At 71.2% G+C, this 15,046-nt stretch carries 15 protein-coding genes; 7 read left to right on the top strand and 8 right to left on the bottom strand.

Annotated features, from left to right (window positions below; all coding sequences use genetic code 11):
- Positions 1-12: 12 nt before the first annotated feature.
- From ACZ5PB_RS10625 to pdhA, 3 genes are read right to left on the bottom strand one after another with little or no spacing between them, the layout of a single operon-like run.
- Positions 13-1,395 carry a dihydrolipoamide acetyltransferase family protein gene (locus ACZ5PB_RS10625; RefSeq protein ID WP_468689717.1) on the bottom strand — a complete coding sequence of 461 codons (1,383 nt, stop codon included), beginning with the start codon at positions 1,393-1,395 and terminating at the stop codon, positions 13-15.
- A 1-nt stretch (position 1,396) separates the two neighbouring features.
- Positions 1,397-2,410, bottom strand: coding sequence for an alpha-ketoacid dehydrogenase subunit beta (locus tag ACZ5PB_RS10630; protein WP_468689719.1), 1,014 nt, complete (start codon positions 2,408-2,410; stop codon positions 1,397-1,399).
- The gene (gene pdhA / locus ACZ5PB_RS10635) at positions 2,407-3,573 is read right to left on the bottom strand and encodes a pyruvate dehydrogenase (acetyl-transferring) E1 component subunit alpha (RefSeq protein WP_468689721.1); all 1,167 of its coding nucleotides are present in this window, start codon (positions 3,571-3,573) and stop codon (positions 2,407-2,409) included. The genes ACZ5PB_RS10630 and pdhA overlap by 4 nt, the downstream gene beginning before the upstream one ends.
- Positions 3,574-3,797: 224 nt before the next feature.
- Between pdhA and ACZ5PB_RS10640 the strand changes: the two genes are divergently transcribed.
- Positions 3,798-4,310 (top strand): Lrp/AsnC family transcriptional regulator, encoded by a 513-nt coding sequence (locus ACZ5PB_RS10640; RefSeq protein ID WP_468690273.1) that lies wholly within the window; start codon positions 3,798-3,800, stop codon positions 4,308-4,310.
- Positions 4,311-4,383: 73 nt separating this feature from the next.
- On the opposite strand, the gene ACZ5PB_RS10645 is transcribed toward ACZ5PB_RS10640, so the two are convergent.
- Both ACZ5PB_RS10645 and ACZ5PB_RS10650 read right to left on the bottom strand, forming a co-directional pair.
- A complete protein-coding gene (locus ACZ5PB_RS10645) occupies positions 4,384-5,010 on the bottom strand; it encodes a TetR/AcrR family transcriptional regulator (protein WP_468689723.1) in 627 nt (208 codons plus the stop codon).
- On the bottom strand, positions 5,007-6,515 hold the full coding sequence (locus ACZ5PB_RS10650) for a 3-hydroxyacyl-CoA dehydrogenase (protein ID WP_468689725.1): 1,509 nt from the start codon (positions 6,513-6,515) through the stop codon (positions 5,007-5,009). The genes ACZ5PB_RS10645 and ACZ5PB_RS10650 overlap by 4 nt, the downstream gene beginning before the upstream one ends.
- Positions 6,516-6,648: 133 nt before the next feature.
- Here ACZ5PB_RS10650 and paaN point away from each other — a divergent pair, with 133 nt between their 5' ends.
- A complete protein-coding gene (paaN, locus tag ACZ5PB_RS10655; protein ID WP_468689727.1) occupies positions 6,649-8,352 on the top strand; it encodes a phenylacetic acid degradation protein PaaN in 1,704 nt (567 codons plus the stop codon).
- A gap of 119 nt (positions 8,353-8,471) precedes the next feature.
- Here paaN and ACZ5PB_RS10660 read toward each other — a convergent pair whose 3' ends face one another.
- The 3 genes from ACZ5PB_RS10660 to ACZ5PB_RS10670 all read right to left on the bottom strand — a co-directional run bounded on the left by ACZ5PB_RS10660 (position 8,472) and on the right by ACZ5PB_RS10670 (position 11,223).
- Positions 8,472-9,146 (bottom strand): TrmH family RNA methyltransferase, encoded by a 675-nt coding sequence (locus ACZ5PB_RS10660; RefSeq protein WP_468689729.1) that lies wholly within the window; start codon positions 9,144-9,146, stop codon positions 8,472-8,474.
- Positions 9,143-10,324: an HTTM domain-containing protein gene (locus ACZ5PB_RS10665; protein ID WP_468690275.1), complete on the bottom strand. Its 1,182-nt coding sequence runs from the start codon at positions 10,322-10,324 to the stop codon at positions 9,143-9,145. The genes ACZ5PB_RS10660 and ACZ5PB_RS10665 overlap by 4 nt, the downstream gene beginning before the upstream one ends.
- Positions 10,325-10,473: 149 nt before the next feature.
- Complete coding sequence (locus ACZ5PB_RS10670) at positions 10,474-11,223, bottom strand: DUF5819 family protein (RefSeq protein WP_468689731.1); 750 nt, start codon at positions 11,221-11,223, stop codon at positions 10,474-10,476.
- Positions 11,224-11,344: 121 nt separating this feature from the next.
- Between ACZ5PB_RS10670 and paaA the strand changes: the two genes are divergently transcribed.
- The 5 genes from paaA to ACZ5PB_RS10695 are packed head-to-tail and all read left to right on the top strand — an operon-like array spanning position 11,345 to position 14,935.
- Entirely contained in the window at positions 11,345-12,355 is a 1,011-nt protein-coding gene (gene paaA / locus ACZ5PB_RS10675) for a 1,2-phenylacetyl-CoA epoxidase subunit PaaA (RefSeq protein ID WP_468689733.1), read from the top strand.
- Positions 12,352-12,651: a 1,2-phenylacetyl-CoA epoxidase subunit PaaB gene (paaB, locus tag ACZ5PB_RS10680; protein ID WP_399438144.1), complete on the top strand. Its 300-nt coding sequence runs from the start codon at positions 12,352-12,354 to the stop codon at positions 12,649-12,651. The genes paaA and paaB overlap by 4 nt, the downstream gene beginning before the upstream one ends.
- Complete coding sequence (gene paaC / locus ACZ5PB_RS10685) at positions 12,648-13,373, top strand: 1,2-phenylacetyl-CoA epoxidase subunit PaaC (RefSeq protein WP_468689735.1); 726 nt, start codon at positions 12,648-12,650, stop codon at positions 13,371-13,373. The genes paaB and paaC overlap by 4 nt, the downstream gene beginning before the upstream one ends.
- On the top strand, positions 13,367-13,870 hold the full coding sequence (paaD, locus tag ACZ5PB_RS10690; protein WP_468689737.1) for a 1,2-phenylacetyl-CoA epoxidase subunit PaaD: 504 nt from the start codon (positions 13,367-13,369) through the stop codon (positions 13,868-13,870). Before paaC ends, paaD begins: the two co-directional genes overlap by 7 nt.
- Positions 13,871-14,935 carry a 2Fe-2S iron-sulfur cluster-binding protein gene (locus ACZ5PB_RS10695; protein WP_468689738.1) on the top strand — a complete coding sequence of 355 codons (1,065 nt, stop codon included), beginning with the start codon at positions 13,871-13,873 and terminating at the stop codon, positions 14,933-14,935.
- The last annotated feature ends 111 nt before the right edge of the window (positions 14,936-15,046 follow it).

The raw sequence follows: 15,046 nt of genomic DNA on the forward strand, positions 1-15,046 counted from the left end.
TCCCCCGAACGGTCAGAGCGTGCGCAGCAGCAGCTCCGGGTGTTCCACGCAATCGGCGACGAACCGCAGGAACCCGCCGGCCGTCCCGCCGTCGCAGACCCGGTGGTCGAAGGTCAGCGACAGCTGGACCACCTGCCGGACGGCCAGTTCGCCCTCGTGCACCCACGGCTTGGGCACGATGCGGCCGACGCCGAGCATCGCCGCCTCCGGGTGGTTGATGATCGGGGTGGAGCCGTCGACGCCGAACACCCCGTAATTGTTGAGCGTGAAGGTGCCGCCGGTGAGCTGGACCGGGGTGAGCCGGCCGGCCCTCGCCGCCTCCGTCAGCCGTACGATCTCCTCGCCCAGCGACTCCACGTTCCGGGTGTGGGCGTCGCGCACCACCGGGACGACCAGGCCCCGGTCCGTCTGCGCGGCGAACCCGAGGTGCACTCCCGGCAGCCGCACCACTTCGCGCGCCTCGGTGTCCACGGTGGAGTTGAGCTCGGGGAAGCGGGCGAGGGCCGCCGTACAGATACGGGCGAGCAGCGCCAGGACGGAGACCTTGGGGCCGCCGCCCACGCTGTTCATCGCCGCCCTGGCCGCCATCAGCGCCGTCGCATCGGCGTCGACCCAGCAGGTGGCGTCGGGTATCTCGCGGCGGCTGCGGGACAGCTTGTCGGCGACCGCGCCGCGCACCCCCTTGAGCGGAATGCGCTCACCGGCTCCGGCGGACGCGGGTGCGGGCGCCGCCACTGCTGCCGCGACGGGCTCCGGCTGCCGTATCGCCTGTTCCACATCGGTGCGCAGGATGAGCCCCTGCGGCCCCGACCCGTTCAACTGCCGCAGGTCCAGGCCGTTCTCGCGCGCCAGACGCCGTACGAGGGGCGAGATCACCGGTACGGGCCCGGCGTGCGCCACGGGGGCCGCCACCACGGCACGGACCGGAACAGCAGTCGGAGCAGCACTCGTAGTGGCGGTCGGAGCGGCACCCAGCGCGGCACGCGAAGCAGCAGCACCTCCGGCCGCCCCGTCGACCCGCACCCTCCGGCGGCGCGCCGCCGGAGCCGTAGTGCCGTAGCCCACCAGCACATTGCCCGAGCCGGAGTCCAGGGCGGCAGCCGCCCCGGGGTCCGAGCCGCCGGAACGCTCTTCCCCGGCCGGTGCGTCCGCGCCGACCGCCACCGTCAACAGCGGCGAGCCGACCGGGAGTTCCGTGCCCTCCTCGCCGAACCTGGCCGTGACCACGCCCCCGTACGGGCACGGCACCTCGACCATCGCCTTGGCCGTCTCGACCTCGACCACCGGCTGGTCGACGGCGACGACGTCGCCCACTTCCACCAGCCAGCGCACTATCTCCGCCTCGGTCAGTCCCTCGCCGAGGTCCGGCAGTTTGAACTCCAGCACCTGGGCCATCTCAGTCCTCCCACTGGAGCCGCGCGACCGCGTCCAGCACCCGGTCGACGCCGGGCAGGTGGTGGCGCTCCAGCATCGGCGGCGGATAGGGGATGTCGAGCCCCGCGACCCGCAGCACCGGGGCCTCCAGGTGGTGGAAGCACTGCTCCGTGATGCGGGCGGCGATCTCGCCGCCGGGTCCGCCGAAGCCGGTGGACTCGTGGACGACGACCGCGCGGCCGGTGCGCCGTACCGAAGCGGCCACCGTCTCGTCGTCGAACGGGACCAGCGAGCGCAGGTCGACGACCTCCAGGTCCCAGCCCTCGGCCGTGGCCGCCTCGGCGGCCTCCAGGCACACCGGCAGCGAGGGGCCGTAGGTGATCAGGGTGGCGCTGCGGCCGGAGCGGCGTACGACCGCCTTGCCTATCGGGGCGACGGCGGACGGCGCTTCCGGCGACCAGTCGGCCTTCGACCAGTACAGCCGCTTGGGCTCCAGGAAGACCACCGGGTCGTCGGAGGCGATGGCCTCGCGCAGCATCCCGTACGCGTCCTCGACCGTGGCCGGGGTGACGACGTGCAGGCCGGGGGTGGCCATGTAGTACGCCTCGGAGGAGTCGCTGTGGTGCTCGACGCCGCCGATGCCACCGCCGTACGGAATGCGGATGGTCAGCGGCATCGGCAGGGCGCCGCGCGTGCGGTTGCGCATCTTGGCGACATGGCTGACGAGCTGCTCGAACGCCGGGTAGGCGAAGGCGTCGAACTGCATCTCGACGACCGGCCGCAGCCCGTACATCGCCATGCCGACGGCCGCCCCGAGGATCCCCGCCTCGGCCAGCGGTGTGTCCGTACAGCGGTCCTCGCCGAACTCCTTGGCCAGCCCGTCGGTGATCCGGAAGACCCCGCCGAGCGCGCCGACGTCCTCGCCCATGACGTGCACCGTCGGGTCCTCGGCCATCGCGTCGCGCAGCGCCCGCTGGAGGGCCTGGGCCATGCTCGCGGGTTTCGCCGCCGTCTTCTTCTCGGCCACGGTGGTCATCGGCCCGTACCTTCCGCTTCGTCTCCGAGCCCGTTCTCGGCCTCGGCGTCCAGCTCGGCCCGCAGCCGGGCCTCCTGCTCCCTGAGCTGGCCGGTCCGCTCCGCGTACACATGGGTGAAGAGGTCCATCGGGTCGAGCACCGCGTCCGCGTTCATCCGCGCCCGCAGGTCGGCGGCCATCGTCTCGGCGGCCTCCTTGACCTCCCGTACGCCCTCGTCGTCCAGCAGCTCGCGCCGCACCATTTCCCGCTCCAGCAGGGCGATCGGGTCGTGGTCGCGCCAGGCCTCCACCTCGGCGTCGCCCCGGTAGCGGGTGGCGTCGTCGGCGTTGGTGTGGGCCTCCATCCGGTACGTGACGGCCTCGATCAGGGTGGGGCCGCCGCCCCGGCGGGCCCGCTCGACGGCCGCGGAGAGCACCTCGTGCATGGCCGCCGCGTCGTTCCCGTCGACCAGCCGGCCCGGCATCCCGTACCCGACGGCCTTGTGGGCCAGGGAGGGGGCGGCGGTCTGCTTGGCCAGCGGTACGGAGATCGCGAAGCCGTTGTTCTGCACGAGGAAGACCACCGGGGCCTGCCAGACGGCCGCGAAGTTCAGCGCCTCGTGGAAGTCGCCCTCGCTGGTGCCGCCGTCGCCGACCATCGCCAGCGCGACCACGTCGTCGCCCTTCAGGCGGGCGGCGTGGGCGAGGCCCACCGCGTGCGGCAGCTGGGTGGCCAGGGGGGTGGACAGCGGCGCTATGCGCACCTCTCGCGGGTCGTACCCGGTGTGCCAGTCACCGCGCAGCAGCGTCAGCGCCTGTACGGGGTCCAGGCCGCGTGCCACGGCGGCGAGGGTGTCGCGGTACGACGGGAACAGCCAGTCCTGCTCCTTGAGGACCAGCGCGGCAGCCACCTCACAGGCCTCCTGGCCGGTGCTGGAGGGGTAGACGGCGAGCCTGCCCTGCCGGGTGAGGGCGGTGGCCTGCGCGTTGTACCTGCGGCCGCGCACCAGCTCGGCGTAGAGCCTGCGCATCAGGGCGGGGTCGAGCCCGTCGGCGGACGGGGTGCCGAGCACCCGGTACGGCTCGGGGTCGGGGAGCAGCGGGGCGGGGTCGGTCCGGGGTTTCCAGGCCGGCGGGGGGCTGGGCCGGTAGGCCGTGCTGCCCGGCATCTCTTGAATCGTCACGACGAACACCTCCTCTTGGGAGCGGTACACAAGCGGCGCGAAGCGGTCCGAGGGAGCGCCGGGTCCCGAAGCCGAGATGTGGCGCGTCTCACCTACCGATTGTTCGGTCGTGGGTGCAGTTTGGCTACAGGCGGCGTCACCCTGTGGACAAACGGTTCTTCACAGCCTGGGATGGGAACAGGACGTCCATGACGGGGAGGCGGGGACGCATGCCAGCTGAACAAATGGCCGGATCGGGTGACGGTTTTCCCAGAAACCCGGGAGATATCCACAGGCCCGAGCCTCCTGCGAGGCCCCTGGACTCCATCGACCAGGACATCCTGCGCATGCTCCAGACGGACGGCCGCGCCTCGATACGGTCGGTGGCCGAGCACGTCCATGTGTCGCGGGCCAACGCCTACGCGCGGATCAACCGCCTCCTGGACGATGGCGTGATCCGTGGCTTCAGCGCCCGCGTGGACCACGAAAGGGCAGGTCAGGGCGCCTCCGCCTATATCACCCTGAAGATCGTCCAGAACTCGTGGCGGACGGTCCGCGAGGAGCTGCAAGCACTCCCCGGGGCCGCCCACATCGCACTGGTCAGCGGAGATTTCGACGTCCTGCTGCTGGTCCACACCCCCGACAACAGGACGCTCCGCGAGCTGGTCCTGACGAAGATCCAGGCCATACCGGAGGTGCTGAGCACCCGCACCCTGCTGGTCTTCGAGGAAACCGACCTGGACCCGCAGCAGGACTGAACGGAGTCAGCGGGATCAGCAGGACCGAGCGGGGTCGGCAAGACCGAGCGGGGTCGGCAGGACCCGAGCGGGCTCAGGCGGTGCGCAGCCCGTCGAAGGCCATCCCCACCAGGGTGTCCACCAGCTGGTCCTGCTCCGCGGCCCCGTCGGGGTGCGGCCGGTACCACTCCACCAGCGAGTTGATCATCCCGAAGAGCAGCCGGGTCGCCAGCCGGATGTCCACGTCCGCCCGCAGGTCCCCGTCTGCGGCGGCGGCCTTCAGCAGATCGGACACCCGCTGGTCGAACTCGCGGCGCCGCTCCAGCGCCCACCGCTCGGTCTGGGTGTTGCCGCGCACCCGCAGCAGCAGCGTCACGTACGGCAGTTCCGCCATCAGCACCTCGACGGTGCGCCGGGTGACGTACTCGACCCGCTCGATGGCCCGCCCGCGCTGCGCACCCGGCTCCTCCAGGGCGGCGAAGAGGCCGTCCAGCGCCCGGCTGACCGCGCGCCGCAGCAGTTCCTCCTTGCCGGATACGTGGTGGTAGATCGACGACTTGGAGATCCCGGCGGCCTTGGAGAGGTGCTCCATCGAGGTGCCGTCGTAACCGCGCTCGTTGAAGACGCGCACGGCCACGGCGAGCAGCGTCTCGGGGGTGTAGGTGTCCCGCTTTCCGGCGCCGACCGTACGGTCGGCGCCGGTGCGTGCCGTGGTGCTCATGAGGTGGACTCCTGCTCTGCGTACCCCTGCCGGTAGTGCGCCAGGGAGGGTGCGTAACGGCCGGTGGGGCAGCGGGAGTGCAGGGCGGTGAGCAGGTCGAAGGACCAGTCGCCGGTGAGGGCGCGGCCCCATTCCAGCGGTCCGCGCGGGTAGTTGACGCCCAGCCGCATCGCGGTGTCGATGTCCTCGGCGGTGGCGACGCCCTTGGCGACGGCGTCCAGCGCGAGGTCGACGAGCATGGCGACCGTACGGCCGACGATCATGCCGGGAACGTCCCCGATGACGCTGACGTCCTTGCCGAGCGCCTGGAAGAGCCCGACCGCCTCCTTGAGGGTCTCCTCGGACACGTCGTCGGAGGCGGACAGCGCGATCCGGGTGGCGGCCCGGTAGTCGAGGGCCAGGTCGAAGTAGACGACGTCGCTGTACTCGACGGAGGTGTTGCCGTCGACGAGCGAGAGCTGACCGCCGCCGGGCAGCCCGATGTACGCGCCGTCCGCCGTCACCTTGGTCACCTCGATGCCGTCCGCCTCCTCCAGCATCGTGATCACCTCGGCGGCCGGGCCGAAGTCCCCGGCGACGGTGATCCGCGCGGGCGCCGCCTCTGCGGAGGCGGTGTGCGGTGCGGGCCGCACGGCTCCCTCCCCGTACGGGAACCAGCCGTGCCCCGCCTTCCTGCCGAGCCGCCCCGACTCGACCAGGCGGCGCTGCGGCAGCGAGGGCACGAACTTGGGGCTCTGGTAGAAGGCCTCCCAGACCGACCGCGAGACGGCCTCGTTCACGTCCTGGCCGATCAGGTCGGTCAGCTCGAAGGGGCCCATCCGGAAGCCGCCGGACTCGCGCAGTACGGCGTCGATGGTGGCCGGGTCGGCGGCCTGTTCCTCGTACACCGCGAAGGCCTCGGCGTAGAAGGGGCGGGCGATCCGGTTGACCAGGAAACCGGGGGTGTCCGCGCAGCGCACCGGCGTCTTTCCCCAGGCCAGCACCGTGTCGTACGCGCGCGTGGCCGCGTCCGCGTCCGTCGCGAAGCCGCTGACGACCTCGACGAGGGGGAGCAGCGGCGCCGGGTTGAAGAAGTGCATGCCGACGAAGCGGCCGGGGTGCCTCAGTCCGCCGGCGATCGCGGTGACGGACAGCGAGGAGGTGTTCGTGGCGAGCAGGCAGTCGGCGGCGACCAGCTCCTCCAGGGAGCGGAACAGCTGCTGCTTGACCGGGAGTTGTTCCACGATCGCCTCGACGACGAGCGCGGAGGCGGAGAGGTCCCGCAGGTCGTACGCGGGGTGCAGCCGCCCCAGTGCTTCCTTCGCCGCCGCCTCGTCGAGGCGCCCCTTCTCCACCAGTCGCTCCACGCGCGCGCGGACGGCGGCGTCCCCCGCCGTGGTGCGCTCGGCGTCCACGTCGAAGAGGAACACCGGGTGTCCGGCCATGAGGGCGACCTGGGCGATGCCCTGGCCCATGGTGCCGGCGCCGACGACGGCGACGGTGCGGGCGCGCTCGATTGCTGTCATGCGGCCAATCCTCCCGGACGAGATGTGCAGGGCTTTACGTCGGCCCCCTTGTCCCGACCGATCGTTCGGTTACTCTAACTTCTGTCCGCCTCTTTCCGCCCGCCTCCGCCCGTCGAGGAGTTGGTCCGCCGCAATGCAGCCGTCCCAGAAACTGACAGAGCTGACCGAGGCCCACCGGCCCACACTGGAGAAGGCCCTCGACGCGATCCGCACCCGTGAGTACTGGTCGCCGCACCCCGAGCACCCCAAGGCGTACGGGGAGAGCGCGGCGGCGGACGGCCTCGCCGCGTTCGAGGCGCTGAAGAACACCCGCTTCGACCTGGGCGACCAGCCCGGCACCGACGCCTGGGTGGGCGGCTCCGCGGCCGACGGCGGCGAGGTGTCGCCGTACGGGCCCGAGCTGGGCATCTCGTACCCGCACTCCGACGTCGACGTACTGCTGCCCGCGATGCGCGCGGGCATGGGCGCCTGGCGGGACGCGGGCCCGGAGGTCCGGGCCGTGGTCTGTCTGGAGATCCTGGCCAGGATCAGCGCCCGCACCCACGAATTCGCGCACGCGGTGATGCACACCAGCGGGCAGGCCTTCATGATGGCGCTCCAGGCGGGCGGCCCGCACGCCCAGGACCGCGGCCTGGAAGCGGTCACGTACGCCTACGCCGAGCAGACCCGGGTCCCCGGCACCGCGGCCTGGTCGAAGCCGCAGGGCAAGCGCGACCCGCTCAACCTGTCGAAGGCCTTCACGGCCGTGCCGCGCGGCATCGCCCTGCTGATCGGCTGCAACACCTTCCCGACCTGGAACGGCTACCCGGGCCTGTTCGCGTCGCTGGCCACCGGCAACCCGGTCCTGGTCAAGCCGCACCCGCGCGCCGTACTGCCGCTCGCCATGACGGTGAAGGCCGCCCGCGAGGTCCTGGCCGAGGCGGGCTTCGACCCCAACCTGGTCGCGCTGACGGCCGAGCGGCCCGGCGAAGGCATCGCCAAGACCCTCGCCACCCGCCCCGAGATCAAGATCATCGACTACACGGGGTCGACCGCCTTCGGCGACTGGCTGGAGGCCAACGCCCGCCAGGCGCAGGTCTACACGGAGAAGGCCGGCGTCAACACCGTCGTCGTCGACTCCACCGACAACTACAAGGGCATGCTCTCCAACCTGGCCTTCTCGCTCTCCCTCTACAGCGGCCAGATGTGCACCACCCCGCAGAACCTCCTGATCCCCCGCGACGGGATCGGTACGGACGCGGGCCCCAAGTCGTACAACGAGGTCGTCGAGGACCTCGCCAAGTCGGTGGGCGGCCTGCTCGGCGACGACGCCCGCGCGAACGCACTGCTCGGCGCACTGGTCAACCCGGACGTGAAGGCCCGTCTGGAGACGGCGGCCTCCCTGGGCGAAGTCGCCCTGGCCAGCCGGGAGATCAGCAACCCCGACTTCCCGGAGGCGACCGTCCGCACCCCCGTCATGGTCAAGCTGGACGGTGCGAAGCCGGACGCCGAGGCGGCCTACATGTCGGAGTGCTTCGGCCCGGTCTCCTTCGCCGTCGCCGTTGACTCCACCACCGACGCCCTCGCCCTGCTGCGCCGCACCGTCCGCGAGAAGGGTGCGATGACCGTCGGCGCGTACACGACCTCCCCCGAGGTGGAGCGGGCCGTCGAGGAGGTCTGCCTGGAGGAGTCCGCGCAGCTCTCCCTCAACCTCACGGGCGGCGTCTACGTGAACCAGACCGCCGCGTTCTCCGACTTCCACGGCTCCGGCGGCAACCCGGCAGCCAACGCCGCCCTCTGCGACGCGGCCTTCGTCGCCAACCGCTTCCGGACGGTGGAGGTACGCCGCCAGGCCTGAGGTTCCCCCTCGGCCCGACGCACGTACCCCGAGAACGAATGCCGTGACCCGAGCCCCCCAAGCCGGGTCACGGCATTCCTCGTTGTTTCACGTGAAACATGGCTCGGTGCTGGACGGTGCTACGAGATCTCCGCGTACCGCTGCACCCACGCATGCATCGCGATCGCCGCCGCGGCACCCGCGTTGATCGACCGCGTCGAGCCGAACTGGGCGATCGAGCAGACCATCGACGCGTGCTTCCGCGCCTCTTCGGTCAGCCCCGGCCCCTCCTGCCCGAACAACAGCACACACCGCTTCGGCAGCACGGTCCGCTCCAGGGGGACCGCCCCCGGCAGGTTGTCGATACCGATGATCGGTACGCCCTCGTCCGCCGCCCACGCGGTCAGCGACTCGGTGTCGGGGTGGTGGCGGACGTGCTGGTAGCGGTCGGTGACCATCGCCCCGCGCCGGTTCCAGCGGCGGCGGCCCACGATGTGGATCTCCTTGGCGAGGAAGGCGTTGGCGGTCCGCACCACGGACCCGATGTTGAAGTCGTGGCCCCAGTTCTCGACGGCCACGTGGAAGTCGTGCCGACGGGTGTCCAGGTCGGCGACGATCGCCTCACGCGTCCAGTAGCGGTACGGGTCGACCACATTGCGGCGGTCGCCGTGCGCGAGCAGTTCCGGGTCGTACCGCTCACCCTCGGGCCACGGCGCGGGGTGCGGCCCGACGCCGATCTCGGTGCCGAAGCCCTCGTCGTACTGCGTCGGCTCGGCACCGGCCGGCTCGGGGTCTGTGGTGTTCTCGCTGCTCACCCCACGAGCGTACGGGGCTGTTTCTCGGCCTCCGTACGTCGCTGCCCCGCGGCCTTGTCCACAGGCCGCCCGATCACCTTGTCGCGCACCCGGGCGGCTCGGCCGCCCAGCCACACCAGGAAGACGGTCGGCAGGAACACCGCGTCCGCGGCGATCATCGCGAGCGAGAAGAACGGCAGTCCGAGCAGCACCGCGATGCTCGCGTGCTCCACGATCATGAGCGCCAGCAGGACGTTCTTGACCCGCCGGTTGAACAGGGTGAAGGGGAACGCGACCTGCACGATCACCGTTCCGTACGTCACCAGCATCACCATCACGCCGCTCGACGCGAGCAACCCGGAGAGGCCCGGCCAGGGGGTGAAGTAGTCCAGGTGCAGCGGGTAGTAGATCGCGGTGCCGTCCTGCCAGCGCGAACCCTGCACCTTGTACCAGCCGGCCGTCGCGTAGACGAAGCAGACCTCGGCCATGATCACGAGCAGTGCCGTGTTGTGCAGGAGGTTCGCCAGCACGTCCAGCAGGAGCCGGGGCTCGCCGTCCGCGTACCGGCACACCGCCCACCACAGGGCCTGGGCCAGCAGCAGCGACCAGAAGACCAGCAGCCAGCCCCAGCTCATCAGGTTCAGGAAGGTGACCACCGCGAGGGCCACGCCGAGCACCGTCCACAGGGCGGGCCCGACCCGGTCGCGCACCGCCGCGGCGACCACGCCGCCCGCGGCCCGAACCCGGCGCGCGTCCAGCGACCACACCTGGCCGCAGCGGGTCAGCACCAGGTAGATCGCCATCAGGTGGATGACGTTGTCGCCGCCGTCGCCCAGGAAGACGCTGCGGTTCTGGAGGGACAGCACGCCGACCATGAACAGGACGGACATGGTCCGGGTGCGCCAGCCGAGCATCAGCAGGACGCAGGACGCCATCGACACGACGTACACGCACTCGAACCACAGGGGGCTGTCCGTCCACATCAGGACGGAGAACGCCTTGTTGTCGGCGACGATCTGCTGCGCCATGTCCCAGCCCCACGGACCCCGGGGCCCGTACAGCTCGTGTCGGTGCGGCAGCTCGCGCACCAGGAACAGCAGCCAGGTCGCGGAGAACCCGATGCGGATGATGGCGCTCTGGTACGGGCCCAGGGCGGCCGACGTGACGCGCTGGACACCCCGCTGGAGGGCGCCGACCAGCTTGCGGTAGAGCCCGCGGAAACGGTTCTCGGGCCTGGCGGCGGGGGCGGGGACGGCGGGCACGGGGCCGGGCACGGGGCCGGGCACGGGCACGGGGCCGGACGAGGGGCCGTCGCCGAAGCCGTCGCGGGGCCCGGGAGTCTGCGTGCTCACTTGGTCACCCCTGCCTCTTCGGCGTTCTCCGAGAGGTCGGCCGGCGTCACGGTCCACCACGGCAGCAGCCGGTACGTGGGCGTGGTGGCGACCTTCTCCGTGCTCCACGGCGGGGGCTTCACCGTGGTGGTGCGCGAGCGCACCTGGATGCGGACGACGGCGCCGCCCATGTCGAGCTCGGACATCCGGTCCAGCACGATGCGTCGTATGTAGCGCTCGGAGAGGTCTCCGCGCATGCCGAGGGACTGGTTCTTCTCGTCGTGCCAGCCGGTGTAGAAGTCCCAGCCACGGCGCAGCTGGTTCTGGACGGTGTGGCTGGGCAGCAGGCTGCCGCGGATCTTCCCGGCGTCCCTCGCGGTCAGGTCGATCCACTCCGTGGTGCGCCACTGCCCGCTCTTGGTGCGGATCTGGGCGCGGGACTGGACGGCGACGTTCTGCTGGAGGGGGTTGGGGGCGAACAGCTTCCAGTTCTGCTCGAACTCCGGATTGACCCAGGCGTCGACGGCCTTCGCGTTCTCCTTGCTCAGCGTGTTGGACGGGCTGACGTGCAGGAAGACCATGCCGAGGTGGACGAGGGCGGTGACGCCGATCAGCGCGAGCGCGAGGGCGGCGACGACCTGGGAACGGAAGGAGAGCCCGGCGATCCCGGACTTCTCCGGAGCCCCGGCAGGGGCCGCCGGGGCGCCGGCACCTGCTCCGTCGCTGGTGACAGGGCCGGTTCCGGCCTTGTCGTCGTACGAATCCATCCCGCCCCGATCAGCACGCGTCGGCCAGTTATCCACAGAGGTTGACACCCTACGGGCCGTCGCCCCACCATTGAAGTCGTCGAACCGAACGATCGGTCGGTAGGTGGCACAGGGGGCCAGGATGACGACAGTGACGCCAGAGCAGACTCCGCCGGGGCCGGAAGCCGCGGGCGAGGCGACGCACCAGGCGGCGTTCGACGCCGCCGTCGCCGCCGACGAGCGCATCGAGCCACGGGACTGGATGCCGGACGCGTACCGCGCCTCCCTGGTGCGGCAGATCGCCCAGCACGCCCACTCCGAGATCATCGGCATGCAGCCGGAAGCCAACTGGATCACCCGCGCCCCCTCACTGCGCCGCAAGGCGATCCTGATGGCCAAGGTCCAGGACGAAGCGGGCCACGGCCTCTACCTCTACAGCGCCGCCGAGACGCTCGGCACCGGCCGCGACGAACTCCTCGACAAGCTCCACTCCGGCCGCCAGAAGTACTCGTCGATCTTCAACTACCCCACCCTGACCTGGGCCGACGTCGGCGCGATCGGCTGGCTGGTGGACGGCGCGGCCATCACCAACCAGGTCCCGATCTGCCGCTGCTCCTACGGGCCCTACGCACGCGCCATGGTCCGCATCTGCAAGGAGGAGTCCTTCCACCAGCGCCAGGGGTACGAATCCCTGCTCGCCCTGTCGAACGGCACCCCGGAGCAGCACGCGATGGCACAGGACGCGGTGGACCGCTGGTGGTGGCCGTCACTGATGATGTTCGGCCCGCCCGACGACGAGTCCTCGCACTCCGCCCAGTCCATGGAGTGGAAGATCAAGCGCCACTCCAACGACGAGCTGCGCCAGCGCTTCGTCGACATCGCCGTCCCGCAGGCCGAATCCCTGGGCCTCACCCTCCCCGACCCCGACCTGCGGTGGAACGAGGAACGCGGGCACCACGACTTCGGCGCCATCGACTGGACCGAGTTCTGGGACGTGCTCAAGGGCAACGGGCCCTGCAACGACCAGCGGATCACCCAGCGCCGCCGGGCCCACGAGGAGGGCGCCTGGGTACGCGACGCCGCCGCGGCGTACGCGGACAAGCACAGCGCACGCCACAGCGGCGCACAGCACACGAGGGGGACGGCAGCATGACCGGCACGGCTTCGCACCACGACTGGCCACTGTGGGAGGTGTTCGTGCGCTCGCGCCGCGGACTGTCCCACACCCACGCCGGCAGCCTGCACGCCCCGGACGCCGAAATGGCCCTGCGCAACGCCCGCGACCTGTACACCCGCAGGTCGGAAGGCGTCTCGATCTGGGTGGTGCCGTCCACCGAGATCACCGCGTCGTCCCCCGACGAGAAGGACTCCTTCTTCGAACCGGCCGGCGACAAGCCCTACCGGCACCCCACCTTCTACGAGATCCCGGACGGGGTGAAGCACCTGTGACCACCACACCCGCGCCCCGCACCGCCGCCCTCGCGCTCGGCGACGACGCCCTGGTCCTCTCCCACCGGCTGGGGGAGTGGGCGGGCCACGCCCCCGTACTGGAGGAAGAGGTCGCCCTCGCCAACATCGCGCTGGACCTCCTCGGCCAGGCCCGCATCCTGCTCTCCCTCGTCGGCGACGAGGACGAACTGGCCTACCTCCGCGAGGAACGGGACTTCCGCAACCTCCAGCTCGTCGAGCAGACCAACGGCGACTTCGCCCACACCATCGCCCGCCAGCTCTTCTTCTCCACCTACCAGCACCAGCTGTACGCACAACTGGCCGCCGGAGAAGGGGACTTCGCCCCGCTCGCCGCCAAGGCGGTCAAGGAGACCGCGTACCACCGCGACCACGCCGAGCAGTGGACCCGGCGGCTGGGCGATGGCACCGAGGAGAGCCACACCCGGATACAGCGCGCGGTCGACGCGCTGTGGCGCTTCACCGGCGAGCCCTTCCAGCCGGTCGAGGGCCTGGACGGCGTCAACTGGCAGCAGCTGGAGGCGGACTGGCTGGCCTCCGTGACGGGCGTACTGGAGCAGGCGACCCTGACCGTGCCCGAAGGACCGCGCACCGGAGCATGGACGGCCGGCGCCGGACGGCAGGGCCTGCACACCGAACCCTTCGGCCGGATGATCGCCGAAATGCAGCACCTGCACCGCAGCCACCCGGGGGCGACATGGTGACCGCCACCCCCCTGGAAGAAGAACTGCACCGCCTGGCCGGCTCGGTACCCGACCCCGAACTCCCGGTGATCACCCTGGCGGAACTGGGCGTGCTGCGCTCGGTCCACGTCTCCGCACCCGGCAAGGTCGAGGTCGAACTGACCCCGACGTACACGGGCTGCCCGGCGATCGAGGCGATGTCCGCCGACATCGAACGGATACTCCACGAGAGCGGCGGCATGGCCGAGGTGTCGGTGCGCACCGTGCTCTCCCCCGCCTGGTCGACGGACGACATCAGTGCCGAAGGGCGGCGCAAGCTGGCCGAGTTCGGGATAGCACCGCCGCGCACCACCCGCGACGTGGCGAGCGAGCCGATACCCCTCTCGCTGGCCATCCGCTGCCCGCACTGCGGATCCATCGACACCGAACTGCTCAGCCGGTTCTCCTCCACCGCGTGCAAGGCACTGCGCCGCTGCGCGTCCTGCCGCGAACCCTTCGACCACTTCAAGGAGTTGTAGATGCCGTTCCACCCGCTCCGGGTCCAGGGCATCGAGCGGCTCACGGACGATGCGGTGGCCGTCACCCTCGCCGTGCCGCCCGAACTGCGCGAGACCTTCCGGCACGTGCCCGGCCAGCACCTGGCGCTGCGGCGGATCGTGGACGGGCAGGAGATCCGGCGCACGTACTCGATCTGCGCACCCGCCGTCGAAGCCCCCGGGGAGCCGGTGCTGCGGGTCGGCATCCGCCTCGTCGACGGCGGCGCCTACTCCACGTACGCCCTCAAGGAACTCCTGGTCGGGGACACCGTCGAGGCGATGCCGCCGATGGGCCGGTTCACCCTGGAACCCCGCGACGGGTACTTCGCCGCCATCGTCGGCGGCAGCGGCATCACCCCGGTGCTGTCGATCGCGACGACGCTGCTGGCGCGGCGGCCGGACGCCCGGTTCTGCCTGATCCGCAGCGACCGGACGGCCGCGTCCACCATGTTCCTGGAGGAGATCGCCGACCTCAAGGACCGCTTCCCCGGCCGGTTCCAGCTGGTCACAGCACTGTCGCGGGAGGAGCAGCAGTCCGGGCTGCCGTCCGGTCGGCTCGACGAGGAGCGGCTGACACAGTTGCTGCCCGCACTGCTGCCGGTGCCGGAGATCGACGGCTGGTACCTGTGCGGTCCCCTCGGCCTGGTGCAGGGCGCCGAGCGTGCGCTGCGCGGCCTCGACGTCGGCCGGGACCGCATCCACGAGGAGATCTTCCACGTCGACGACGGACCGTCGTCCTTCGCCCCCGCCGCGACGGTGCCCGCCGCCGTGGGCGGCACGCTGACCGCGACGCTCGACGGCCGCTCCGGGACCTGGCCCGTACAGGACGGCGAATCGCTCCTGGAGACGGTGCTGCGGGCCCGCGCGGACGCGCCCTACGCCTGCAAGGGCGGAGTGTGCGGAACGTGCCGGGCGTTCCTGGTACGCGGCGAGGTGCGCATGGAGCGGAACTACGCGCTGGAGGCGGAGGAGACCGACGCGGGCTACGTACTGGCCTGCCAGTCCCATCCGGCCACCGGGGAAGTGGAGCTGGACTTCGACCGCTGAGAGCACACGGCTGCCGCTCCCGCCATTCCCTTCCCGTAGAACGTGTTCTATCTTGACGCACCGTCAGATACCAACGCGGGCACACGCACACCACCGTGTGTACGGCAACGG

The organism is Streptomyces sp. NPDC032721 (assembly GCF_055579625.1).